Annotated in this window: 20 protein-coding genes; 8 read left to right on the forward strand and 12 right to left on the reverse strand. The window is 67.7% G+C overall.

From position 1 onward, the window contains the following. Positions 1 to 118: 118 nt before the first annotated feature. From OG474_RS19115 to pseB, 8 genes are all read right to left on the reverse strand, one after another. Positions 119 to 1,777 (reverse strand): cation acetate symporter, encoded by a 1,659-nt coding sequence (locus OG474_RS19115; protein WP_405063684.1) that lies wholly within the window; start codon positions 1,775 to 1,777, stop codon positions 119 to 121. 14 nt (positions 1,778 to 1,791) lie between these two features. Further along, positions 1,792 to 2,133 carry a DUF485 domain-containing protein gene (locus tag OG474_RS19120; protein WP_405063685.1) on the reverse strand — a complete coding sequence of 114 codons (342 nt, stop codon included), beginning with the start codon at positions 2,131 to 2,133 and terminating at the stop codon, positions 1,792 to 1,794. 76 nt (positions 2,134 to 2,209) lie between these two features. Continuing rightward, entirely contained in the window at positions 2,210 to 3,025 is an 816-nt protein-coding gene (locus OG474_RS19125) for a class I SAM-dependent methyltransferase (protein WP_405063686.1), read from the reverse strand. Positions 3,026 to 3,063: 38 nt separating this feature from the next. Beyond that, a complete protein-coding gene (locus OG474_RS19130; protein ID WP_405063687.1) occupies positions 3,064 to 3,801 on the reverse strand; it encodes a cytidylyltransferase domain-containing protein in 738 nt (245 codons plus the stop codon). Continuing rightward, the gene (locus OG474_RS19135) at positions 3,789 to 4,604 is read right to left on the reverse strand and encodes a hypothetical protein (protein WP_405063688.1); all 816 of its coding nucleotides are present in this window, start codon (positions 4,602 to 4,604) and stop codon (positions 3,789 to 3,791) included. Before OG474_RS19135 ends, OG474_RS19130 begins: the two co-directional genes overlap by 13 nt. Next, positions 4,604 to 5,947, reverse strand: coding sequence for a hypothetical protein (locus OG474_RS19140; RefSeq protein WP_405063689.1), 1,344 nt, complete (start codon positions 5,945 to 5,947; stop codon positions 4,604 to 4,606). The genes OG474_RS19135 and OG474_RS19140 overlap by 1 nt, the downstream gene beginning before the upstream one ends. Positions 5,948 to 5,957: 10 nt before the next feature. Next, the gene (locus OG474_RS19145) at positions 5,958 to 7,082 is read right to left on the reverse strand and encodes a DegT/DnrJ/EryC1/StrS family aminotransferase (RefSeq protein ID WP_405063690.1); all 1,125 of its coding nucleotides are present in this window, start codon (positions 7,080 to 7,082) and stop codon (positions 5,958 to 5,960) included. A gap of 10 nt (positions 7,083 to 7,092) precedes the next feature. Beyond that, entirely contained in the window at positions 7,093 to 8,076 is a 984-nt protein-coding gene (gene pseB / locus OG474_RS19150; RefSeq protein ID WP_405063691.1) for a UDP-N-acetylglucosamine 4,6-dehydratase (inverting), read from the reverse strand. A 99-nt stretch (positions 8,077 to 8,175) separates the two neighbouring features. Here pseB and OG474_RS19155 point away from each other — a divergent pair, with 99 nt between their 5' ends. Further along, positions 8,176 to 9,186, forward strand: a complete 1,011-nt coding sequence (locus OG474_RS19155) for a PseG/SpsG family protein (protein ID WP_405063692.1) — start codon at positions 8,176 to 8,178, stop codon at positions 9,184 to 9,186. Here the strand turns inward: OG474_RS19155 and OG474_RS19160 are convergent. Continuing rightward, positions 9,171 to 11,396 carry a hypothetical protein gene (locus OG474_RS19160; RefSeq protein WP_405063693.1) on the reverse strand — a complete coding sequence of 742 codons (2,226 nt, stop codon included), beginning with the start codon at positions 11,394 to 11,396 and terminating at the stop codon, positions 9,171 to 9,173. The genes OG474_RS19155 and OG474_RS19160 overlap by 16 nt on opposite strands. 109 nt (positions 11,397 to 11,505) lie before the next feature. Here OG474_RS19160 and OG474_RS19165 point away from each other — a divergent pair, with 109 nt between their 5' ends. Genes OG474_RS19165 through OG474_RS19180 form a run of 4 tightly spaced genes read left to right on the forward strand, consistent with a single transcriptional unit; the run spans position 11,506 to position 17,166 of the window. Beyond that, a complete protein-coding gene (locus tag OG474_RS19165) occupies positions 11,506 to 12,258 on the forward strand; it encodes an N-acetyltransferase (protein ID WP_405063694.1) in 753 nt (250 codons plus the stop codon). A 47-nt stretch (positions 12,259 to 12,305) separates the two neighbouring features. Beyond that, positions 12,306 to 14,600, forward strand: coding sequence for a glycosyltransferase family 2 protein (locus OG474_RS19170; protein ID WP_405063695.1), 2,295 nt, complete (start codon positions 12,306 to 12,308; stop codon positions 14,598 to 14,600). After that, a complete protein-coding gene (locus tag OG474_RS19175) occupies positions 14,601 to 15,422 on the forward strand; it encodes a hypothetical protein (protein WP_405063696.1) in 822 nt (273 codons plus the stop codon). Next, positions 15,415 to 17,166 (forward strand): hypothetical protein, encoded by a 1,752-nt coding sequence (locus OG474_RS19180; RefSeq protein WP_405063697.1) that lies wholly within the window; start codon positions 15,415 to 15,417, stop codon positions 17,164 to 17,166. Before OG474_RS19175 ends, OG474_RS19180 begins: the two co-directional genes overlap by 8 nt. 172 nt (positions 17,167 to 17,338) lie before the next feature. Here the strand turns inward: OG474_RS19180 and OG474_RS19185 are convergent, their stop codons facing one another. After that, the gene (locus tag OG474_RS19185; RefSeq protein WP_405063698.1) at positions 17,339 to 18,832 is read right to left on the reverse strand and encodes a class I SAM-dependent methyltransferase; all 1,494 of its coding nucleotides are present in this window, start codon (positions 18,830 to 18,832) and stop codon (positions 17,339 to 17,341) included. A 63-nt stretch (positions 18,833 to 18,895) separates the two neighbouring features. On the opposite strand from OG474_RS19185, the gene OG474_RS19190 reads away from it, so the two are divergent. Together OG474_RS19190 and OG474_RS19195 are read left to right on the forward strand one after the other, a co-directional pair. After that, positions 18,896 to 19,651 carry a hypothetical protein gene (locus OG474_RS19190; protein WP_405063699.1) on the forward strand — a complete coding sequence of 252 codons (756 nt, stop codon included), beginning with the start codon at positions 18,896 to 18,898 and terminating at the stop codon, positions 19,649 to 19,651. Continuing rightward, positions 19,648 to 20,403 (forward strand): hypothetical protein, encoded by a 756-nt coding sequence (locus OG474_RS19195; protein ID WP_405063700.1) that lies wholly within the window; start codon positions 19,648 to 19,650, stop codon positions 20,401 to 20,403. The genes OG474_RS19190 and OG474_RS19195 overlap by 4 nt, the downstream gene beginning before the upstream one ends. Here OG474_RS19195 and pseI read toward each other — a convergent pair. Both pseI and OG474_RS19205 read right to left on the reverse strand, forming a co-directional pair. Beyond that, complete coding sequence (gene pseI / locus OG474_RS19200) at positions 20,400 to 21,452, reverse strand: pseudaminic acid synthase (RefSeq protein WP_405063701.1); 1,053 nt, start codon at positions 21,450 to 21,452, stop codon at positions 20,400 to 20,402. The genes OG474_RS19195 and pseI overlap by 4 nt on opposite strands. Then, positions 21,449 to 21,967 (reverse strand): GNAT family N-acetyltransferase, encoded by a 519-nt coding sequence (locus OG474_RS19205; protein ID WP_405063702.1) that lies wholly within the window; start codon positions 21,965 to 21,967, stop codon positions 21,449 to 21,451. The genes pseI and OG474_RS19205 overlap by 4 nt, the downstream gene beginning before the upstream one ends. A gap of 83 nt (positions 21,968 to 22,050) precedes the next feature. Here OG474_RS19205 and OG474_RS19210 point away from each other — a divergent pair, with 83 nt between their 5' ends. Further along, positions 22,051 to 23,616 (forward strand): glycoside hydrolase family 10 protein, encoded by a 1,566-nt coding sequence (locus OG474_RS19210; protein ID WP_405063703.1) that lies wholly within the window; start codon positions 22,051 to 22,053, stop codon positions 23,614 to 23,616. Positions 23,617 to 23,660: the final 44 nt, after the last annotated feature.

Consider the following 23,660-nt stretch of genomic DNA (forward strand, 5'->3'; position numbering starts at 1 on the left):
CGCTGGCTCATTGTTACGGCAGCGCTACGAAAGCGTCAACGGTTCGAGAAAAACCGCTCTGCTCATCAAAAGAAAAGGACCGGTCCGCGATCGCGGACCGGCCCTTCGAGGGTGTGTGTCAGTGCTTGCTGGCGGTCTCCGCACCGGCGCCGGTGAGCGCGCGCACGGTGAGCTCGGCGTACCGCTGCTCGGACGACCGGTCCTTGCCGAGGTACGTGCCGAGGACGCCGAACAGGAAGCCGAGCGGGATCGAGACGATGCCCGGGTTCGAGAGCGGGAACCAGGCGAAGTCGGCGCCGGTGATCATCGACGTCGGCTTGCCCGACACGACCGGCGAGCAGACCACGAGCACGACCGCGGAGATCAGGCCGCCGTAGATGCTCCAGACCGCGCCGGAGGTGTTGAACCGCTTCCAGAACAGGTTGAACAGCAGTGACGGCAGGTTCGCCGAGGCGGCCACCGCGAAGGCCAGGGCGACCAGGAACGCGATGTTCAGCTTCTGCGCCGGGATCGCCAGCGCGATCGCGACCGCACCGATGCCGATCGCCGCGAACCGGGCCACGCGCAGCTCGCTCTTCTCCGAGGGCTTCGTCTTCGCGATGACATTGGCGTACAGGTCATGCGCGAACGACGACGCCGAGGTGAGCGTCAGGCCCGCGACCACCGCGAGGATGGTGGCGAACGCGACCGCCGCGATCAGCGCCAGCAGGATCGAACCGCCGACCGATCCGGCGCCACCGCCGACCGCCTCGGCCAGTCTCGGCGAGGCGATGTTGCCCTTGGAAGCCTCGACGGGAGAACCCTTGGCCGTGTTCAGCAGGGCCGCCGCGCCGAAACCGAGGGCCAGCGTCATCAGGTAGAAGGCGCCGATCAGGCCGATCGCCCACTGCACCGAGCGCCGCGCGGACCGCGAGTCCGGCACCGTGTAGAAGCGGATCAGGATGTGCGGCAGACCCGCCGTACCGAGGACCAGGGCGAGGCCGAGCGACAGGAAGTCGATCTGGCCGACGAGGTCCTTGCCGTAGAGCAGCCCCGGCTGCAGGAACGCCTCGCCCTTCCCGGACTTGGCCGCGGCCGCGCCGAGCAGGTCGGAGATGTTGAAGTGGAACTTCAGCAGTACCAGGAAGGTGATCAGGACCGTGCCGATCATCAGCAGGACGGCCTTCACGATCTGCACCCAGGTGGTGCCCTTCATGCCGCCGATCGTCACGTAGACGATCATCAGCGCGCCGACCAGGATGATGACCGCGGCCTTGACGCCCTCGCTCTTCACCCCGAGCAGCAGCGTGACCAGCGAACCGGCGCCGACCATCTGGGCCAGCAGGTAGAAGATCGACACCACGATCGTCGACGACGCGGCCGCCGTCCGGACCGGCTTCTGCTTCATCCGGAAGGCCAGCTGGTCGGCCATCGTGAACCGGCCGGAGTTCCGCAGCAGTTCCGCGACCAGCAGCAGCGCCACCAGCCAGGCGACCAGGAATCCGATCGAGTACAGGAAGCCGTCGTACCCGTAGAGGGCGATCTGGCCGGAGATGCCGAGGAAGGATGCCGCCGACATGTAGTCGCCGGCGACGGCCAGGCCGTTCTGGGCGCCGCTGAAGTTGCGGCCGCCGGCGTAGTAGTCGGCCGCCGTCTTGTTCTGCCGGGACGCCCACCAGGTGATGTACAGCGTCACGGCAACGACCGCCGAGAACAGCGAGATGGTCAGCACCCGGTTACCGGGGTCGCCGTCCGCCAAAGGAATCAGGCTCGGCGGGATCAGCAGGGGCGGTGTCATTGCAAGAATGGGACTCACCGGCGGCGCTCCCTCTTGTACTTGGCGTTCAGGCCGGCGGCCAGGGGATCGAGCTTGCGGTTCGCGAACCGGCCGTAGATCGCGGCGATCACGAAGGTCGACACGAACTGCAGCAGACCGAAGACCAGCGCGACGTTGACGTGGCCGATCACCTGGAGCTTCATGAAGTCACGAGCCCAGTTGTTACAGGCCACGTAGGCCAGATACCACGCCATGAAGGCGATCGTCCACGGCACCACGAAGTTCTTGTACCGGCGCTTCAGCTCGGTGAAGTCGGCCGCGTCGTGCACGGCCTCGTAGGCGCGGGCATCCCGCTCGCGCACGACATCCTCGTCCATGCGTGCACGTTAGCCCTAAGTAGGTGGTTTGTGACTTATAGGGCGTGTCCGCAATCAAAATGTTTCCGCGACACCCCTAGAGGTGCGGCGCCACGGGCGCGTCGAGGGTACGCCGGTAGTTCGCGAGGTCGCTGGGGCGAGCGCGGTAGCACCCGGTGATGTACGGCATCCGCAACGGCTCGGGCGGCCGGGCCGAGGTGTCGTAAACGGAGTCGACCTGCTCAAGTACCGCTTCGCGGCGCGATTCGGTCAGCACCGCAACCCGGCTGTGCGACAGCGCCAGCTTGCGCAGACCGCCGCGGTCGAGGTCCTGCCAGTGCTTGAACTTGGCCGTCTCGATCGCGGCGAACATGTCCGACTGGAGCAGGATCGTCATCGGGTCGAAACTGTCGCCGCCGCCGTAGTCCTCGCCCATGATCGCGCGGTGCACCCGGCGGACCCACGGAACGACCGTGTCGTAGTTGTTCCAGAGCAGACCCAGTACGCCGTTCGGTCGCAGGATCCGGGCGATCTCGGGGAGCGCGCGGGCATGGTCGAACCAGTGGAACGCCTGCCCGACGATGACCGCGTCCACCGAGCCGTGCGCGAGCGGGATGGACTCGGCCGCCCCGACCATGGTGTCGATCCCGGGCCGTGTCCGGCAGATGGACAGCATCTCCTCGGACGGGTCGACCGCGACCACGTCGTGCCCGAGGGAGGCGGCGACCGCGGCCAGCTTCCCGGTCCCGGCGCCCAGGTCGAGCACCTGCAGCCCGCGCCCCGGACCGAGGATCCAGGTCAGCGCGTCGACCGGAAAGGTCGGCCGGCCCGCGTCGTACGCGGCCGCGACGGCCCCGAACGACGCGGCGCGGGCCCTGTCGCTGAGGTCGGGTGCTGGATCATCGGTGCTCATCACGGTAAATCATGCCGTAGCCACAGGCTTGCGGGTTGTTACTCGCCGAGCTTCTTCTGCTCGATGTGTGCGTTGAGCGCGGCCAGCTCGGGATGTGTGTCCAGAATCTCGACCAGTTCGGCACAGTTCAGCCCGGTCGCGCCGTGTTCCTCGAAGAGGGCGTCGAGCAACTTCCAGTCGTCCGGGGTGTCCAGACAGAGCCGGTACGACGCTCCGCCGCCGGCCCAGGGCAGGTTCAGCAGGCGCATCTCGCCGGACCGGTTCTGGTGCAGATACGGCGTGACGTGCTCCCGGTCGGCCTGCAGAGTCGCGCGGGCCTCCGCGTCGTACAGGCGTTTCGCGGAGAAGACCTCGTAGTCCATCCCGCGGGGGTAGGTGCGCTCTAGGCAATTCGAGAGATAGAGGTCGAGGTCCTTCTCGGACCGCCAGCGGTCGACGGCGGCGGAGATGATCGCCGGGTCGATCAGCGGGCAGTCCGACGTGACCCGGACCAGGCCGTCCAGCCTGTGCTCCCGGGCGGCTCCGGCGAACCGGCTCAGTACGTCGTCCTCCGAGCCCCGGAAGACCGGGACGCCCGCGTGCTTGGCCACCTCGAGGATCACGTCGTCGTGGTAGTTCGTGGTGGTCGCGACGATCACCGGGAGACCGGTCTGCTGGAGCCGGTTCAGGTGGTGCTCGAGGAAGGACTGCCCGCCCGCGGTGAGCAGCACCTTGGCCGGTAGTCGCGAGCTCGTCACCCGGACCTGGGTGACGATGCCGATGTTCAGTCGTTCCATCGGAACAGCTCCCGGATCTCCTCGGGACAGACGACGTGGTCGACGCCCAGCTCCGTGTCGGTGAACTCCTTGGCGATCGCCGCCGGCACGTAGGGCTGGTCGAGCTCGGGCCAGAGGCGTTTGATCCGCGCCTGCCCGCCGAACGACGGGTGCTCGTTCTCCAGCACCATCGGGTCGCCGTACACCCCGGGCTGGAGTCCGATCGAGGCGCCGTACAGGACGGCCGAGCTGAGCCGGTTGGAGGCGACCCGGGTGTGGCCGCGGAGCTCGCGGAGCTGCTTGACCAGGAAGTCGGGGTCGATCTTGCGCCAATGCAGCCCGCGGTAGCCGTGGGTGATGACGCGGAAGCCGGCGGCCTCGTAGACCTGACGGATGGCGGGCTGCTGGTACTCGTTCCAGTACAGGCAGACCGTCACCGGGCCCGTCTCGTGCTCGTTGATCGAGGCAACGATCCGGCCGTGGTCGCCGAGCACGTTCTGCCCTTCCCAGCCGTGGAACGGATAGAAAAGGGTGCCCTCGGCATTCTTCGCCGGGGTCGCGAGCTTCGGGTGGGTCTTGAGCAGGTAGAGCCAGACCGAGCCGATCACCGAGTAGTTCCGGATACCCATCGACTGCCCGCGCCGCCGGACGCTGTCCGTCCAGACGTACTTCGGCATCCCGGCCGCGAAGTTCGTGCCGTGCGCGAAGCCGTCCAGGATGTTCCAGCCGTGCTGGAGGTAGCCCCAGATCTTGGGCGTGCGGCGGAGTCCGGCGTACGACGCCATCACGTCGGCATGCCCGTAGAAGTGGTTGGCGTGATGCATCAACGCCTCCGCAGCACGCGCTTCAACCGGCGTCGGACCACTCGCGCCGGATTGAGCATCGCGTGCCCGAGCCGATAGGGAACCGACTTCCGGATCCCGTTGATCGTTCCCTGGAACAGGATCGCCCGTGCGCTCGCATGCGCCAGCTCGTCCGCCAGCCGAGCGACCGTGGCGAGCTGCTCAGCACTACCCAGCGGCCTGATCACCTCCGGGCTGGTGGAAGGGCTGAGCGTGATGCCTGCCATCGAGGCCAAACGCGCCGTCAGGACCTCGGGGTCGCCGCCAGCAGGCCACGGCTGCCGAGCCCCGCTCTCCAATGCCCGCCGAACGAACCGCGCAAGGTGTTCTTCGACCGTCCCGCCGCTCTCCGCACCGAACAGCCGGTACGACGTTCCCGCCACGATCACGTTGTCCGGAGCGCCCGACGTTGACGTGGTCCGCGCCCACTCGACATAGGCCACGACCTCCCGGCGCAACGCGAGCTGGTCGTCGACCCGCAGTGCGTTCAGCAGCCGCTCCTCCACCAGCTCCCCGGTCGGGGTCTCGTCGGGTAGCTCCACATCGCCAACAACCACGTACCAGGCAGGCGCCAGCTCGACGAGCAGGCCCGCGGCGGCTGCATCCATCACCACTCGGTACGGATCCATCAGCGTCGGCCCACTGTTGCGCACAGCAACAACCCGAGCGGCCGCCGCGGCAGTCAGTTGCTCGCTGTCGCCGACTAGCACCTCGGCCTCGATCAACGACGGGTACACCCCGAAGACCTGTCCTCGAACCTCTGCCCGCAGTGCCTTCAATCCGGCGGGTGCGCTGTCGCCGACCGTGCGACCCCAGTCCTCGTCCCGGGGGAGCGCAGCGGTGATGTCCGGCTGGATCATCCGGTTGACACTGAAGCTATTGGTTGCGCCGAGCAACAACCGGCCGTTGGGCGTGAGGCGCGCGGTGAGCTTGCTCAAGGCATCGGACCACGGCAGTGCTGCGGTGTCCGGGCCGACCAGGCGTTCCAGCCCGTCCAGCGCGACGATCAGGTCGTAGGTCTCGTCGGACTCGAACCGGTCCAGCGAACCGCAGTACACCTGGGTCTTGGCGTGGGTGAGGGTCTCGGCGAGCTCCTCGGCATCGGGCGCGGACCGGACCAGGATGTCGATCGACTCGGCCTGCGCCGCGACATCGGCGTACAGGCTGTGGCTGTGTGGGCCGGCCATCAGTACGGTGTCGCCGGGCTTCAGCGCTGCGGTCAGGAGGGTGGTGGCAGCGGATCCACTGGCCGCGGGACGGCTGTCGGCCGGATGGAGATCCGACCAGTTGAGCATCTCCCCACCGACCAGATTCGATCGGGTCACTTCAGTCACGTTAGCTAACCACTCCTGTGAGGGTCTCGATCACCCGGTCGACGTCGTTGTCGGTGAGGTCCGGGTAGAGCGGCAGGGAGAGCTCCTCGGCATAGAAGGTCTCTGCGTTCGGGCACAGGCCGCGGGAGTATCCCTGCCGTGCGAAGACAGGATGCCAGTAGACGGGGATGTAGTTCACCTGGACACCGATGCCGGCGGCCCGCATCCGCTCGAAGATCTCGCGTCTGCGCCCGTCGAGGACCCGGATCGGGTACAGGTGCCAGGCTGGGTCCACGCCGGCCCGCTGCACCGGCGTACGGAGGCCGTCGACGCCTTGGAACGCCGCGTTGTAGCGGGCGGTGATCTCGGCCCGGCGCTGTTTGAAGGCGGCGAGCCTGGACAGTTGGGAGAGCCCGAGAGCCGCGCCGAGGTCGGTCAGGCGGTAGTTCACGCCGTACTCGTGGACCTCTTGGTGCCAGGGCCCCTCGTCGGTGAGCTCGAACCGATCCGGATCCCGCACGAGGCCGATGAAGTGGAACTCGTGCGCCCGCTGACCGACCGCAGGGTCCTTGCAGACCACCGCCCCACCCTCGCCGGTGGTCAGATTCTTGGTCGGGAAGAACGACATCGTCGTCACGTCAGCAAGATCTCCGACCGGCCGCCCATCGGCGCTCCCACCGATCGAGTGCGCCGCGTCGGCCAGCGTCCGGGCGCCGACCCGGTCGGCCACGGTCTGCAGGGCTGCGTAGTCCGCGGCCTGACCGGCGTAGTCGACGGCTGCGATCACCTTCGTCCGGTCGGTCGTCACCGCCTCGACGGCGGCCGGATCGATCAGTGCGGTGTCCGGATCGACGTCCGCGAAGACCACCTTCGCGCCGAGGACCGCCGCGCAGGAGGCGGTCGCGACGAACGTCATCGGCGTCGTCACCACCTCGTCGCCCGGCCCGACTCCCAGCGCGGCGTACGCGATGTGCAGCGCCGCGGTCCCCGACGTACAGCTGACTGCCCGGTGCCCGCCGGCCAGCTCCGAGATCGCAGCCTCGAAAGCGCTCACCGCCGGCCCGGTCGTGAGCCAGTCCCCCTGCAGGACAGCCGTCACCGCCGCGATGTCCGCGGCAGAGATCGACTGCCGACCGTACGGGAGCATCAATGCCTCCTCAGCCTTCGACCTCGAGGATCTTCTGGATCTCCTCGATCGTGTACCACTGGTCGTTGGTGTTCGACGAGTAGTGGAAGCCCTCGTCCAGCTGTACGCCGCCTTCCGGCGCGATGTAGCCCCAGGTCGCGAGGTCGGGCTGCAGCACGTACCGGTTGCCGACCGCGAGCACTCGCCGGCCTTCCTCGGGGCTGATCATCTCCTCGTGCAGCTTCTCGCCCGGCCGCAGCCCGATGTCGTGCATCGCCGCGCCCGGAGCGATCGCTTCGGCCAGGTCCGTCACCTTCATCGAAGGGATCCGCGGCACGTACAGCTCGCCGCCGGACATCTGCTCGAACGAGTCGACCACGAACTCGACCGCCTGCGGCAGCGTGATCAGGAACCGCGTGCACCGCAGGTCGGTGATCGGCAGCGACTGCCCGGCCGCATGCAGCGCCCGGAACTTCGGGATGATCGAGCCGCGGCTGCCCATCACGTTGCCGTAGCGCACCACCGCGAACCGCGTGTCGTACGCCGCCGCGTAGTGGTTGCCGTTGACGAACAGCTTGTCCGCGGTGAGCTTGGTCGCGCCGTACAGGTTGATCGGGCTGGAGGCCTTGTCGGTCGACAGTGCGACCACCCGCTTGACCCCGGAGTCGATCGAGGCCTCGATCACGTTCTGGGAGCCGATCACGTTCGTCTGGACGAACTCCCACGGGTTGTACTCGCCGCTGTCGACCTGCTTGAGCGCGGCCGCGTGCACCACGTAGTCGACCCGGTGCATGGCCCGCAACAGCCGGGCCCGGTCGCGGACGTCACCGAGGAAGAACCGCAGCCGCGAGTCGTCGCCGAACAGCTGGCGGACCTCCCACTGCTTCAGCTCGTCGCGGCTGAACACGATGATCCGGCGCGGATTCAGCCGGTCGAGCGCGTGCTGCACGAAAGCCCGGCCGAAGGACCCGGTGCCCCCGGTGACGAGAATGTCGGAGCCGGTAAGAATAGACACGTCGAGCAGGCTCCTTCTGACGGACGGTAGCGGTTGCCGCTCCGAAACAATAGCTGCCCAGTTAGCGACCCCCTCAATCCGCTTGGGTACGGTCTCTGCGTGAGACGGGTTGTTGGGGTGCGGTGTGATGTGGGGCCTCGGCGGGGCGTTGGGCATGTGATGCGGTGTCTGGCGCTGGCTGAGGAGTTGCTGGGGCGCGGGTTGGGTGTCGAGTTCGTGTGTGATGCGGACAGCGTGCCGTGGGCGGCGGCGCAGATCGCGGCTCGGGGGATTGCGGTGCGGCCCGTGGTGTGGACGCCTGCGGAGAACGCTGCGGTGCTCAGCCGGTACGACGCGGTGGTGTTCGACTCGTATGACCTGGCGGCGGCGGTCTACCCGGCGGTGCGGGGGACTGGGGTGCCGACGTTCGCGATTGTGGACGGGGACTTCCGGGGCGCTGAGGCGGACGTGCTGGTCGACCAGAACCTTGCAGCCGAGTTGGACCGGCCGGTGCTGCCGCCGGGGACCGTGCGGCTCGCTGGACTCGACTACGTGCTGATTCGGGACGAGATCCGCGCGCTGCGGCCGTCGGAACCACCTGCGCTGCGGGAGGCCGCCGTACCGAAGGTGTTTGCGTTCTTTGGTGGGACGGATGCGTTTGGCGCCGGACCGGCCGTCACACGAGCACTGGTCGCGACGGGCGTGCCTTTCGAAGCGACTGTAGTAGCTCCGACTCCGGAACTGGCCGCACAGGTCGCTGCGGTTTCAGAGCGCGTGAAGGTGATCGGTCCGACCGATCAGTTGGCTGCTGCAGTTCGCGAGGCGGATGTGACCATCAGTGCGTCTGGTACGTCGACCTGGGAGCTGCTGTGTCTTGGCGCGACCGCAGGTTTGGTGTGTGTGGTGGACAACCAGGTGATGGGCTACGAGCGCGCGATCGGCACCGGAACCGCGGCTGGGGTCGGAGTGCTCTCAGAGCTCAGCGCAGACCCGACTGCCGCGGCCGCAGTGCTCAAGCGGCTGTTGACCGACGCGACCGAGCGAGCCCGGCTAGCGGCTGCGGGATGGCGGCTGGTCGACGGTCAGGGACGCGTCCGGGTGGCGGACGCACTCCTTCACTTGATCTCGTAGATCGTCACATCGAGAGTCGCGTGCCGGATGCTGACGAAGTCGCCGAGCTTCGGTGACACCATTCCGGCCCGACGGTCGGCGAACAGGTAGCGCACCCCGGCGTTGCGCAGCCGCTGGATGATGTCGGCCGACGGCGACCTGAACGCGGTGTCGTTGGTGGCCAGCTTCCCGCTGTCCCAGTACGGGATCAGGCTCGGGTTGGAGTCGGTCTCGAGCGCGATCCGGTTCGCCTGGTTCGAGTAGGACCAGCCCTCGACCAGCACCGGGCGTTCGGAGAGCGCAGCGAGCCAGAAGTGCCGGCTGTCGCAGACGTTGTCGCGCTGAATGATGCAGTGCGCGTTCGTGGCGATCAGTTCGCCCGGTTGGGTGTTCCGCCGCAGCCACTGCGCAGCGCCTGCCTCGGCCGCCGTCGCTCCGCCGCGGGAGACCTTCGCGTAGACGAGATTGGATGCGCTGTCCGACACAAACGCCTGGAGTGGCACGAGCACCGCGCCGATCATGCACGCCGCCACCGCCGCGGCCACCATGGCCACTCCGACGTTCCCTGGCCGTCGGAACACCTTCCAACCAAGCCCGACAACCACTCCGACGACCAGAACCACGGCCAGCATCCAGAGCGCCGGACCTTTGACACCAGCCAGGCCAGCGGCCTTGGACCGTGCAACTGCGAGACCGGCCAGACTCAGTGCACCAGCTGCACCCACCAGCGCTACACCACGCCGATCACCCAGCTGACCGACCAGGTTGGCCAGTCCGATACAAGCGAGCACTGCGATCGCTGGAAACGCCGTACGGAGGAAGTAGAGCTGGCTGATCCCGGACTGTGCAGTCAGCAGCGTGCCGGCCAGCCCTGCCACCGCGAAGCCCATCAGGAACGCCGTACCGACGTCTCGCCACTTCCGGCCGAGAAACCACAGCCCGCAGACCGCAAGCCCCCAGCTCAGCAGGGTCGCCAGTCCATTCAGTAGCTGCGCGTGCGGACCACCAGAGAACAGCGAGTACGGCGACAGCTGGATGAAGGTCTTGAACGGCTTGATCTCCGTCCCCCAGGTGCTCCCGCCGAAGATCGTCAGCAACGCGGCGATGAACACCACGAAGGCCAGCAGGCCGCCCAGCAATGCAGTCCGGTTGCTCTTCCGCGCCATACCGGCGTGGACGAAGGCGAATGCGAATCCCAAGCCCAGCAACGGCAAAATGGTCGACTTCGACCCCGCTGCCACCAGTGCGAGCAAGATCAGCAACACCCACCGACTCCGCGGCGGTTGGTTGCGCAGGAGGTCGACGGCCACGACGCAGAGCGCCATAGCGATCATGACGCCCAGATTCTGCGTCGGACTCAGATAGGCCGCGACCGCGGTCGAAACCCCGCCGAAACCAGTCTCTGCGAGCGGCTGCATCGCACCGCCCAGCCCAGCGATCAGTACGGCGAGCGGCCCGGCCCAGGTAGCCCCGGTCTCGGCTGTCGGCGCGAACCGGCTGGCCAGCGCGAAGATCAGCCCGCACCCGGCCAGGAACAGCGGTAACCAGGTCAGTGAGTGGATGAGGTCGGTCAGGTCGATCCGGGTCGCCCACGCAGTCGCAGCGGTCGCCTGGTGGTAGAAGGAGTGGTACTTCATCGGCTCACCACCGAGCCACAGCGTCGCAATCGGTACGTCGTACTTCGCGCTGGCGGCCACGGCCTGCTGGAAGGCCAGATCGGGGTACGAGCGGAGCGGATCGGTGTAAGCAGGCAGGAACTGCCCCGGACCGCGCCGGTAGACGATCAGCACGACGACTGTGGTCGACAGTGCGAACAGCCACGCCTGCAACGGCCGGAGTGGTTCGGCAACCCGTCGCCAGACCCGCGCTCGGACATCGCGGTCGATGAACGACAGCACCAGCACGACCGGTCCCCACACCCAGGACCAGGCCTGCAGTCCGATCGACGCGGCGGCCAGATAGACCACGATCTGTCCCGCAGTCCCGACTGCGAAGCCACCGGCCAGGTCCTCGACCAGATTGCGGCTGTAGCTGCCGACCAGCCGCCACAGCGCGAACCCGGGCAGCGCCACCCCGAATGCGCTGAACAGCACGAACCGACCGACCTCGAAGACGGTGGCGTGCTGCAGCAGCAACACGATCGCGAGGATGCCGACAGCAACGCCGGCCAACAGTCCTGTCAGGGACGGCCCCGCCGTACGCGGCCCCCGCCGCCGTGCCCGTGCGCGCATGCGCTCACCCTAGAGTGAAACGCTTGGTTTACACAGGGTTATCCGAGTCGGTGGCCGACAGCACCCGGAGGCATCTACTAAGCTGCGAACTCATGCCGGTGGGATCAGTATGAGTTGGTACGAAGCACTCGAGTCCGGTGAGTTGAGCATCCGCCCTTCGGTGGACGCGGCGAAGCGGTTCGGTGTCTCGATCGACCGCATGTCGGTGTCCGCTTCGGCCGGGACGCCACTCGCCGAGGTGCTCGCTGCGGTGGAGCGGTCGACGGCCGACGTCGTCGTACTGCGCTATCCGGCGCGGGAGACCACGTGGTTCGCCGCACTGTCGGCCGGGCCGCGGAACGCGCTGCTGGCCGACACCGTCGTGTACTGGTCGCTCCCGGCCGGGAAGGGCCGCCGGCCGGCACCACTGGCCGGTTTCGCGGCCAAACTCGAGCCGGCGGCGGACGACGTACTGGTCGATGACGTGGTCGCGGACATCTTCGGCGACTCCGGAAACCACTACTGCGCGAACCCGATGTTCGACCGGTCGGTCGCGCTCGCCGGGCGGCAGGAGTGGGCCCGGCGGCGGATCCGGGCGGCCGGAGCGGTCGTACTGCGCGGTCCGGACCGGCGGGTGCTCGCGCTGGCCGCGATCGACGAGCAGCGCTCCTGGACCGAGATCCAGCTGGCCGGCGTCGTACCGGCCGAGCAGGGCCGCGGCCGCTACGGGCACCTGCTCTCGGCGATCGAGGACGCGGCCACCACCCGCCGTCTGGTCGTCTCCACGCAAGCGCACCAGACCGGAATTCAGCGCATCTGGGCACGTTACGGGTTCGAACCCGTGCATAACCTCCTCACAGTTCACCTCGTTGCCGCTACGTAGGGTGCGCGGCCAGGGCGCACCCCTCGGGCGAGGGGAGTACTGCGGGAGTGACGCCTCGGCTGAGCGTGGTGGTGCCCTTCTACAACGTCGGTGAGTACATCGGCGACTGTCTGGACTCGATCGCCCGGCAGACCTGGACCGACTTCGAAGCGATCCTGGTCGACGACGGGTCTCCCGACGACAGCGCGGTGATCGCGAAGGACTTCTGCACCCGCGACTCCCGGTTCCGGATCGTCCAGCAGGACAACGCCGGTCTCGGACCGGCCCGGAACACCGGGGTCCGGCACGCCCAGGGCGAGTACCTGACGTTCGTCGACAGCGACGACCTGGTCACCCGGCACGGCTTCCAGAAGCTCGTCGGCGCGCTCGACCGGACCGGCTCCGACCTCGCCGGCGGTAACGCGCGGCGGTTCAACAACAGCTCCGGCGTCCGGCCGTCCTGGCTGCACCGCCAGCCGTTCATGCGGGACCGCTTCGCCACCCACGTCTCCGAGGTCACCGATCTGGTCCTGGACCGGATGGTCTGGAACAAGGTCTACCGGCGGTCCTTCTGGGACGAGCACGGCTACGAGTTCCCCGCGATCCGGTACGAGGACTACCCGGTCACCCTGCAGGCGCATCTGGACGCCGTCACCGTCGACACCATCGCCGCTCCGGTCTACTACTGGCGCGAGCGGGAGTCCGGGGAGTCGATCACGCAGCAGAAGTTCCAGCTCGGCAATCTGCAGGACCGGGTCACCTCAGCCGGTCTGGTGATGGATCTGGCCGACCAGGCGCTCCCGGCGATCCGCAGCAAGCTGCACGCACACTTCACCCAGATCGACCTCCTGACGCTGATGATGGCGTTCGGTGCGGTCCCCGCCGGTGAAGAGCAGGATCTGGTCGACCTGGCCGGCAGTCTGCTCGGTCGGCTGGACCCAGCGGCTCTGGAGCGTGCACACCGCTACGACCGGATCCAGCACGCCGCACTGCGCGCCGGAGACGTCAACCTGCTCCGGCGACTCGCGATCTTCCGCGAAGACGGCGGACTGCGCGGCGGAGCCCGCGTTCTGCCCCGGCCGCGGAAGCGCAAGCAGTACGTCTACAACTACCCGGGCGTGTACGACGGTGCGGTGGCACCGGAGCTGTATCGGGTCGCCGAAGAGGACCTGACGCTGGCCACCAGCGTCCGCTCCGTCACCTGGGTCGACGGCAAGCTGTCGGTCAGGGGCACCGCGGAGATCAAGCACCTGCCGATCTGCGAGTCGTCCAGCCTCCGCATCGACCTGGTGATCGGCGGACTGCAGTACCCGTTGAACGTCCGCCGGTACGACGCCACTGACCTGCACGGAGACACCAGTCGGGTCGGGTTCGAGGTGGTGCTCGATGAGGACCTGCTGGCCCGATGCACCGCCGGTCCGGCGCATTTCGACGTACAGCTGAAGCTGGGCCGGTTGCGGCGGCGGGAGCTGCTGCGTGGGCAGGCCGCCGGCAGTCCGGGCTGGCCGCCTGGTGCGTGGATCGACGAGACCAACTGGATTCAGCCGGGCGCGGGTACGGACGGCTGCTTCGCCGTACGACGGCTGTCCGATCCCAGCCGGTTGACGTCCATCGAGCACACGCCGGACGCACTGGTTCTGCACGGGCGTTCGTCGTTCGACGAGCCGTCGTTGTTCGTCACGCGGCCGGTGTCGGGTGGCGAGGAGCAGGTGCCGATCAAGGTGGACGGGCGCGACTTCACCGCCTGGCTGCCGATCGGATCGATCCTGGAAGAGACCAACCCGGACGATCCGTTCAGTCAGCGGACGACGCGGGCCTTCCGGCTGCGCGGTCCGGGCGGGCAGGAGAAGCTGCTGCTGTGGACGGCCGGCGACCGGGCGGTGTCGCACGCCGAGCGCGGCCGGGTGATCACGATGACGCGGTCCACCGGCGGTTACGTCAATCTGCACGAGTCGCCGATCCGGTTCGCGGCGGCCGCTGTAGTTGCTGCAGGCAACATGTTGGTCGCGCGTGGACCGGACTGGGGCGAGGTGTCGTTCGCGTGGCGGCGCTTCTTGCCGGGGAGCGACGACTATGTGGAGATTCCGGCGCGGCGGAGCTTCTCCGACGACGGCTGGTCCGCAGTGGTCGAGCTGGACACCCTGATCCCGTCCGTCGACCGGACGACTGAGCATCGGGTGTCCGTGGACCCGACTGCGTCGCTGGCCGACTGGATCCTGTTCGCGGTCGCCATGGACGGCTCGGCCCACGCCGTACAGTGCGAGCCCTTCCTGTGCAGCAGGCTGCCGCTGGTGGTGCGCAGCGGTCGGCACACGCTCGCCGTACGGCCGCATGCGGGCACTCTGCACGTAGAGGTGCGCTGAATGCATCACCACAACCACTACTACGGGCAGGCGCACATTCTGGCGCGCTATGCCGGCCTGGAGTACGACCAGCCGCCGCGACTGCGTGGCTACCTGCAGCACGGCTGGAACATCGGCTGTGGCTGGAATCCGGTGCACGAGTTCTATGACGGCGCCTGGCGCTTCACCTGGAGCGATGCGCCGCGTCGGCGCGGCCATGCGCTCGGGCGGCGGAACTACCACAGCATCGGTGCGCCTTTCCTGTATCTGCTCGACCTGGTGCCCCCTGTCCCGGAGCAGGAGCGTGAGGGGACGCTCTGGTTCCTCTTCCACGGCTGGGAGGGCGGCAAGATCCATGGCGACCACCAGCGGCTGATCGACGAGATTCGCGAGACCGAGCCCGGTCCGGTGACGTTCAGCCTCTACTACACGGAGTACGAGCGCCCCGAAGTGCGCCAGTACTACGAGGACGCCGGCTTCCGGGTGGTGTCGTTCGGGCGGCGTGGGTTCTCCTACGAGGGGACCGACAAGCAGTTCCTCTACAAGCAACTGGCCGAGCTGCGTAAACACAAGCGGGTAGCGGCCAACCGGCTCTCCACCGCGATCTTCTACGGCGTCGCCGCCGGCTGCGAACCGGCCGTGTACGGCGATCCGATGGAGATGGACGGCGAGAACCCACTGTTCGGTGGGCAGAGCCGGATCGAGCGACTGTGGCCGGAGATGCTCGGACCGTCGATCGACCCGGAGGCGGCCCGAGCGACCACGGACCTGGAGCTCGGCAAGGACTGGATGATGCCGCCCGCGGAACTGCGGACCCTGTTCGATTGGAGAGAACGTGTCTGAGGTCCTGGTCGTCCCTGGCGAGATGCAGCCGTGGACCGATCACACGACGCGGCAGCCGGTGCTCGCGGCGCTGCTGACCGACGTGGTCCCGGCCAACCGCCGGACGCTGATTCTTGGGCCGCACTCCCCGCTGCTGATCGAGTCGGTGCTCGCGCACTCGGCCGATGTCACGATCCTGGTCCGCTCCGTCTCCGACGCCGAGCAGCTGACCGCCACCTTCGGCCCCTGTCTCCATGTGGTCGCCGGTGCGCTGGACGGACTCCGGTCGGTCGCAGCTGTGCAGCCCACGCTGTTCGAGATGGCGACCGAGGGGGTTGCGCCTTTCGAGGTAGTCGTCGCGGCAGATGGGTTGGACCGCGTCCTCGGCTATGACAGTGAGCACCTGAGCTGGACCGAGCGTCTTGCTGCGCTGGAGACACTCACCGCGCCGGACGCCGTCGTCGTACTGGGTCTGCGCAACGAGTTCGCGCTGGTGAACCTCCTGGACCGCCGTCCCGCGCACCTGCGCCACGGCGACGACGAGTGGGTCCCCCTCCACGACGACCCGACCCGTCCGGTCTCGGTCGACCAGTTCCAAGCCGCACTGCCCTGGCCGGCCCAGCTGTACGCCGACTTCTCCTCCCAGACTCTCGTAGGCGTGGAAGCTGCCGCCTCCGCACGCCCCGGTCACCTGCCTACCCGGCTGGCCCAGCAGGCGCTGGAGTCTGTGGACACCCCGCTCCTCACGTCCCCGACCGAGCCACTGGAGTTTGCAGCCCGCGCCGGCCTGCTGGCTGCTGTCTCCACCTCCTGGTTGGCCGTCTGCAACACCCACAGCCCCTACGCCATGTACACCGACGTCGGTCCCGCGCTTCTTCGCGCTACCCCCACCGCCACCGGGTGGCGCACGACCTCCCGTCATGGGGCTGGATCCGAGGCCGTGGGCATCGCCGGGCCGGCGGAGCTGCTCTTCGACTCCACCGTCATCCCCGCGGAGATCCCAGGTGGAGTGACTGTTGAGTCGGTGTTGTTCCGGCTGGCTGCGGCCGAGGACGTGCCGGGGTTCCGCAAGCTGGCGGCTTCGTTGGGGGACTGGGCTCGGGGCTCCCGAGTCCTGTTGCGCTGGGACGACATCATCGTCGACGGCGACACCTTCGCGTTCGGCGTCTCCGGCTGGGTCGCCCCCGAACGCGTCGCCAAGGACGACCTGCTCGCGGCCGCCTGGCTGCGCTTCCACAAGCGCCTGGTCGACGGCCACCGCCGGCACCCCTGGCCGCCGTGGATGATCGGCGACGACCTGGTCTCGACCTGGATGTCGATGTCCGGCCTCGAGCCCGTCGACCCGACCCCCGCGACCGCCCCACACGTCGAATCCGCGATCGCCGAACAGCTTGCCTGGGGCAAACAGTTGGCCGCCGCGCTGGCCGCCGTACTGGATCCGCCCGAGCACGCCCGGCCCGACCTCCGCAGCACCCTCGCCGACGCCGACCGGGCCCGCCTCGAGCTGATCGAGCTGCAGGGTCACGTCTTCGGCCTGGAACGCACCCTCGGCTTCCGCAACAAGGCCATGAAGACCCGCGAGAATCGCATCCGCGAACTCCGCACCCAGGTCCAGAAGGCCACCGTCGAGCGCAACAAGATCCACGGTTCCCGCTCCTACGCCCTGGCCCGCACCGTCGCCCGCGCCGCCCAGCTCCGCAACCCCCGCAAACTCACCGCCAAACTCAAACGAACCCTCCGCAAACACCTCACCAGCCCCCGCTAACCCCGCTAATTCCACCCCGCGCCCCTGCCCCGCCCTCGCACAATTTGAACGGATACCTGTTCAAGTTGCCCCTTCTCCCCTCATTTTTTGACCGGAGAACCAGCAACTTGAGGGGAGATCCCCTGAAGTTTCCGCGCGACGGGACGAGGCGTGACGGGGTGGGGGAGAGGGCCTAGCGGCGGGCGATGAGGAGTTGGTGGGTGTCGGGCCAGTCGACGGGGTCGCCGGTGGGGGTGGTGATGGAGGCGACCGGGGCGATCCGGTTGTCGATCACCCAGTCGTTGCGCCAGGGCCTGGAGGACGGGTCGATGCGGAAGCCGGCCCGCTCGGCGACCGCTGACCAGCCGGCGAAGTTGAGCCCGCAGAACTGCTCGTGCGTTTCGCTCAACCAGTTGTCCACATAGTCCTTGCGGGTCAGGAAGTCCATCGCGTCGGCCAGCCGCAGTACCAGCCGATCACCCTGTACGGCGTACTCGAACGGCACGCGTGCATTCCGCCGGAAGTCCTGCGCGAACTGGAAGAACCGCGCCCGCGTCGACAGCTTCCCGATGTACGCCGCCGGGTCGTCGAGCGACTCGAGCTCGGCCGGCTGAGCCGGGTTGGAGCCATCGCTGTCGTCCAGCTCCAGTACGACGGAACGGTCGGGCTCGGCCGGTCCGCAGACATCGGAGTTGATCCAGACACCCTCGGGCGCCGTGTGGGCGTACAGCGCATCCGCGAAGCGCTGAACGGTCTCGGGCCGCGACCCATCGGCGTACGACCAGATCTCGTGCGTCAACGCCAGCGTCAAGGTCGTGTCGATCGACCGCGCCGGGAAGACCGCGGAGCCGAGCATGTTCCGCTGGTAGAAGTACACGTTGGGATTGCGGAAGAAACCCTGCTCCTTCTTGTGCTCGCACTCGGCGAACAAATGCCGCGCGACCTCGACCCCGATCAGGTCCGACTCGTGGAACCGCGGATCCGCATCGACCAGTTGTAGCGTCGCGCCGGTCGCACACCCGATATCCAGAATGCGTCCCGGCCGCACGAACTCCTTGATCTGCTGCCATTTCCGGTCCGCGGCCGTCTCGAACGCATCGGCATACGTCTTGTAGTCCCGGGTCGTGGTCAACCCGCCGTCGTCCCCGACCACCGGATCATTCACGCAGCGTCGTACCTGAGCGTCCAACGCATACCGCTCGAAAACATCGACCGTCGCCGGATGAGCGACCGCGCGCCATTCATCATTGCCCGCAGCAACCATCAGCAACACGTCCCACGGCCGCAGCACCCCCTCCGGCTCCACCCCGATCACAGTGAACCCGAGCCGCTCATAAAGCTTGCTCACCTCGTCCGTGGAACAAGCCACCACCGTGTTCTCCGGCGTCAACCGCACGAGATCATCGGTCCCGGCCTCAATAGCCTTCACCGTAACCTCGGCGAACTCATCCGTCGGCGGCGTATCCACCACACCCACCACCAACGACCGAATCCCCTCCGCCACACTGAACCGCTCGATCGCCGCCTCCCGCCGATCGAACCCCACCGGATTCCGCTTCGTCGTCCGATGATTGGCCGACGTCACCGCCCAAACCACCGTCCGCCCACCCGCCCGCTCCCGCAGAAACTCCCCCTGAAACCGAGTAAGCACATGATGACGCCCCGGAAACAACAGATACTCGGTCATCCACCGTCCCTTCCCCGCTACCATGCCTCGACATCACATGCTCGCAGCAGGAGAGACCAACGAATGCGCCACCCCACCAGCCGACAGCTACTGGTCGGTGCCCTCCTCGCTGCCACCTTGTGTGCCTGCTCGACCTCGGCCCCGCAAGCGCGGAACCAGCAGACTCCTACGTCCATCCCGACTTCGGCCGCCTCGCAGTACAAGATCTCGTTCACCTACACCGCGGAACAGTTGACCGCCGCGCTCCCCGAGCGACTCGGAAAGGTGCCCCTGACGCGATCCGCGTCTCCGCCCGGCTGGATCGCGCGCGAGGCGGGCACCAAGTGGACCACTGAGCCCGAGTCCTGCCAGGCCCAACTGCTGAACGGAGGCAGGACGGCCAGCACTTTCGCGGACTTCCCGGTCCTCCCGGAAGTGGAGGCACGCCCCTCCGATCCGGACCTGCTCTCGCCGATCGTCCGGGCGATTCCGCTGCCACCGGCGTACGCCGACAAGTACCTGCAGCGGGTGGTCCAATCCGCTCCACAGTGCAGGAATGTTCGGATTCACGACAGCGGACCCGAAGGCACGGGATCGATTGTCGAGCAGACGGTTCCGGGCCTCGGAGTGCGGTCACGCTTCGTCATTGTCCGCTATCACCGGAGCGGCAAGGACTACTCCTGGATGACCGTCTTGTTCCGTACGGCGACCTATTATGCCAGCGTCGAGTGCTCCAGCGGGTCGACGACCGACTGCCTCGCTGCCGCCCGTCAGCTCGAGGCAACGGTCACTCGTACGATGCATCGACAAGACATGATCCCAGGGGAGGGACCGCAGTGACTCGCTGGCTGGTGGCGGCTGGATGCCTGACGTTGGTGCTCACCGGATGTACGGCGGCGAACCGAACGGCGACCCCGACGCCGAAACCCGCCGTTTTCACCACCGTGCCACGGGTCTCGGAGACTCCGAAGCCGCCGGCCAAGTTCCATTTCACGGCCGAGAAGCTCGAGGCAGCGCTACCGACGGCATTCGGTACGTTCCCACTGAAGAAGTCGCGTGACGTCTATCCGGGCGCCGACCCGAAACCCCGGCCGGATCCGCTCGTGCTGTGGAGTGTCTCGCCCGAGATCTGCCGCAACGTCATCCGTTATCGCGGAGTCCCCGGTTCGCCTGGCGACTTCGTCGACCCGACCACGCCCTCGGCCGGGGCGGTCGCCGAGATCGGTCCACTGGCCGTCAACGAGCGTCCGTTCGTCAGCGCGGTCGTTGTCGAGTTGGCGCCCGCGCTCGGTGACCGACTGCTCGACCAGCGCATTCCGACTCCGCCTGAGTGCGCCCACGTCCTGCTCAACGGCGCGGACCGTGCCGCGATGGTCGAGCGCGTTCTTCCCGGGTACGGCGTGCGGTCGCGCTACATCGTCCGTACCTTCCCGCTCGGCGATCAGACTTATACCGAGCGCACGCTGACCTACCGCACCGACCAGTACGTCGTGGTCATCCGCCAGGATTCGTTCGACAACCCCGAGGCCACCTTCCTCGCCTTCGCGGCGAAGACGAGGGACGGGCTCGCGAAGCTCAAGCCGAACGTCTAGAGCAGGTCCCAGGTGAACGGCGTACCGGCCTTCACATCGGTGGGGAAGAAGCGGCCTTGGATCTCGGGGAAGAGATGGGGGGCGAGGCCGCCGGCGGGGCGGATGGAGCGGACGTTCTCGCGGGTGATGGAGTCGCCGGCGTGGACGTCCTGGGTGACGTAGAGGGAGCGGCGGAAGCGCAGGACGTTCTGCTCGGCCTCCTTCGGGCCGATCACCGGGCGGCCGAGGGCGAGTTGGGCGACGCGGGTGTTCTCGACGAGGTCTTCGAGCTCCTCGGGCTGCAGTGAGAAGGCCGCATCGACGCCGCCGTCGACGCGTTTGAGGGTGACGTGCTTCTCGATCACGGTGGCGCCGAGGGCGACCGCGGCGATGGCCGCGCCGATCCCCATCGTGTGGTCGGAGAGGCCGACCTGGACGTCGAGGGCATCGCGGAGGACGGGGATGCCGCGCAGGTTGGACTGCTCCGGCGGTGCCGGGTAGCTCGCGGTACAGGAGAGCACGATGATCTGCTCATTGCCGGTCGCCCGGGCGGCGCGGACCGCCGCGTCGATGTCGGCCAGGGTCGCGGAGCCGGTGGAGATGATGATCGGCTTGCCGGTCGCGGCCATCTCCTGGACCAGCGGCAGGTCGCCGATCTCGTTCGACGCGACCTTGTACGCCGGGACCTCCAGCTTCTCGAGGAAGTCGATCGCCGTCTCGTCGAACGCGGACGAGAACGCGACCAGCCCGAGCGACCTGGCCAGCTCGAAGATCGGCTCGTGCCAGGCCCACGGGGTGTGCGCCTCTTCGTACAGGTCGTAGAGGCGGGCCTCGCTCCACAGTTCGTGCTCGACCGGGAGCCGGAAGGCGGGGAGGTCGAGGTTGAGGGTCATCGTGTCTGCGGTGTAGGTCTGCAGCTTCAGCGCCTGCGCGCCGGACTCGGCGACCGCCCGGACGATGTCCAGGGCCCGCTCCAGATCGCCGTTGTGGTTCCCCGACATCTCCGCGATGACGAACGGCTGGTGCTCAGCCCCGATCGGCACCCCGCCGATCTCGATGGTGTCTCTCATCCCTGCTCCTCCGTACGGCGCGGTCTGCGGTCCTGGCGGCGCAGACTGATCGGGATCACGGTCACCGCGCGCCCATCGGCGTACCGCTGCTCGGCCGGACCCTCGACGAACCGGAATCGCCGGTTCATCTGCCGGACCACGGTGTTGTGTTCGAGCACCTCGCCGGTGAGCAGGTCGAGGCCGAGCTCGTCGAACGCGTACGTCGTCGCCTCACGCATCACCTCGATCCACGCCGGCAGCGTCTCGCCACGCTCGGCCAGCCCCTCCGCGTCCAGCAGGAAGCCCCACGACCCCACGATGCCGTCGAGGTCGAAAAAGTTCACGACGCCGGCGGTGACGCCGTCGCGGACGTAGATCAGCACCCGCCGCGTCGGGTCCACCGACGTCTTCGCCCACCAGGTCGCGTGCTCGGCCGCGGCGATCTCGTGCGAGGTGATGCTGACATCCCGATTGGCCTGCTGGTTCCGCAACCGCCGGATCGTGTCGACATCGTCGTCAGTGGCGGCCCGCAACATGCCTCTAACCTAGCGTCTTCTCACCAGCGCCCCGATGTGTAAACATCTTTCCACTTCATCTGCAGCGATTGTCGGAGAGTGACATGAGAGTCTGGCGTGCCATGGGCGTTCTCGGTGCCACCGCAGGTCTGTTGCTGGGCGGATTGGCCGGTACGGCGTCCGCCGCGCCGGTGCCGTCCGACGACGCGCGCTGTGCGGCCAGCACGACCACACCGCTCCGGCAGTTCCGCGCAACGTGGATCTCGTCGGTGGTGAACATCGACTGGCCCTCGAAGACCGGTCTGACGCCCGCACAGCAGCAGACCGAGCTGATCGGCTGGCTGGATGATGCGGTCCGCCAGAAGCACAACGCCGTGGTACTGCAGGTGCGACCGACCGCTGACGCGTTCTGGCCGTCCAAGGTGGAGCCCTGGTCGCAGTACCTGACCGGTGCGCAGGGTGGTGACCCTGGCTACGACCCGCTGAAGTTCGCAGTGGCCGAGGCGCACAAGCGCAACCTCGAGCTGCACGCGTGGTTCAACCCGTACCGGCTGTCGATGGGCACGAACATCAACGCCCTGATCCCGAGTCACCCGGCCCGGCAGCACCCGGACTGGGTCGTCACGTACGGCGGGAAGCTCTACTACAACCCCGGTATCCCCGCGGCCCGCAAGCTGGTCGAGGACGCGATCATGGACGCGGTGTCGAACTACGACATCGACGGCGTGCACTTCGACGACTACTTCTACCCCTACCCGGTGGCCGGTCAGGTCTTCGACGACGCGGCGACCTACGCGCAGTACGGCGGTGGCATCCCGACTCTGGCCGAGTGGCGGCGCAACAACATCAACCTGCTGATCCAGGAGCTGCAGCACCGGATCAAGGCCGCCAAGCCGTGGGTGAAGTTCGGCATCTCGCCGTTCGCCGTCTGGCGCAACAAGGCGACCGATCCGGAAGGCACCGACACCACTGCGGGCGTTCAGACGTACGACGACCTGGCCGCCGACACCCGTCGCTGGGTGCGCGAGGAGTGGATCGACTACATCGTTCCGCAGGTCTACTGGGCCGGCGGCTTCGCACCGGCCGACTACAACAAGATCGTCCCGTGGTGGGCCGAGCAGGTCCGCGGCACCCACGTCCACCTCTACATCGGCGAAGCGACGTACAAGGTCGGTACGTCGACGCAGTCACCGGACTGGGCCGACCCGGCCGAGCTGAGCGAGCACATGGCCTTCGACAGCGCGATCCCTGAGGTGAAGGGGAACATCTTCTTCTCCGCCAAGGACGTCCGCGCCGACCGCCTAGGTGCGACCAGTCTGCTCAACAGCACCTGGTACACCCGCCCGGCCCTCATCCCCGCCATGCCGGCCCTGGACTCCCGCGCCCCACTCCCGCCCCTGGGCGTTCAAGCCACCCGCACCACCACCGGCGTCCAGCTCAAGTGGCACCGCACGTCTCCCGACACCACCTCCTACGCCGTCTACCGCCGAGAGCTCCTGGCCGGTGACCATTGCCCCGACAACGACGCCCGCAACCTGGTAGCCACCACCCGCTCCACCAGCTACCTGGACACCACAGCCACTCCAGGCAAGCTCTACCTCTACTCCGTAACCGCCCTGGACCGCCTGTCGAACCAAAGCATCCCCATCCCCACCATCACCCTCCGCTGACCTGCTAACGGGAGTGTAGGAATCCTGCTAACGGTAGTCTTAGG

Origin of the sequence: Kribbella sp. NBC_01505 (genome assembly GCF_045040285.1) — a bacterium.
In the GTDB taxonomy this organism is placed as follows: Bacteria; Actinomycetota; Actinomycetes; order Propionibacteriales; family Kribbellaceae; genus Kribbella.

What these genes read in the sequence shown, in the direction of transcription:
- OG474_RS19125 (WP_405063686.1), bottom strand. Translation starts at nt 3,025, where the DNA reads ATGAGCACCGATGATCCAGCACCCGACCTCAGCGACAGGGCCCGCGCC.
- OG474_RS19115 (WP_405063684.1), bottom strand. Translation starts at nt 1,777, where the DNA reads ATGACACCGCCCCTGCTGATCCCGCCGAGCCTGATTCCTTTGGCGGAC.
- OG474_RS19120 (WP_405063685.1), bottom strand. Translation starts at nt 2,133, where the DNA reads ATGGACGAGGATGTCGTGCGCGAGCGGGATGCCCGCGCCTACGAGGCC.
- OG474_RS19130 (WP_405063687.1), bottom strand. Translation starts at nt 3,801, where the DNA reads ATGGAACGACTGAACATCGGCATCGTCACCCAGGTCCGGGTGACGAGC.
- OG474_RS19165 (WP_405063694.1), top strand. Translation starts at nt 11,506, where the DNA reads ATGAGTTGGTACGAAGCACTCGAGTCCGGTGAGTTGAGCATCCGCCCT.
- OG474_RS19175 (WP_405063696.1), top strand. Translation starts at nt 14,601, where the DNA reads ATGCATCACCACAACCACTACTACGGGCAGGCGCACATTCTGGCGCGC.
- OG474_RS19185 (WP_405063698.1), bottom strand. Translation starts at nt 18,832, where the DNA reads ATGACCGAGTATCTGTTGTTTCCGGGGCGTCATCATGTGCTTACTCGG.
- OG474_RS19210 (WP_405063703.1), top strand. Translation starts at nt 22,051, where the DNA reads ATGAGAGTCTGGCGTGCCATGGGCGTTCTCGGTGCCACCGCAGGTCTG.
- OG474_RS19145 (WP_405063690.1), bottom strand. Translation starts at nt 7,082, where the DNA reads ATGCTCCCGTACGGTCGGCAGTCGATCTCTGCCGCGGACATCGCGGCG.
- OG474_RS19160 (WP_405063693.1), bottom strand. Translation starts at nt 11,396, where the DNA reads ATGCGCGCACGGGCACGGCGGCGGGGGCCGCGTACGGCGGGGCCGTCC.
- OG474_RS19190 (WP_405063699.1), top strand. Translation starts at nt 18,896, where the DNA reads ATGCGCCACCCCACCAGCCGACAGCTACTGGTCGGTGCCCTCCTCGCT.
- OG474_RS19135 (WP_405063688.1), bottom strand. Translation starts at nt 4,604, where the DNA reads ATGCATCACGCCAACCACTTCTACGGGCATGCCGACGTGATGGCGTCG.
- OG474_RS19205 (WP_405063702.1), bottom strand. Translation starts at nt 21,967, where the DNA reads ATGTTGCGGGCCGCCACTGACGACGATGTCGACACGATCCGGCGGTTG.
- pseI (WP_405063701.1), bottom strand. Translation starts at nt 21,452, where the DNA reads ATGAGAGACACCATCGAGATCGGCGGGGTGCCGATCGGGGCTGAGCAC.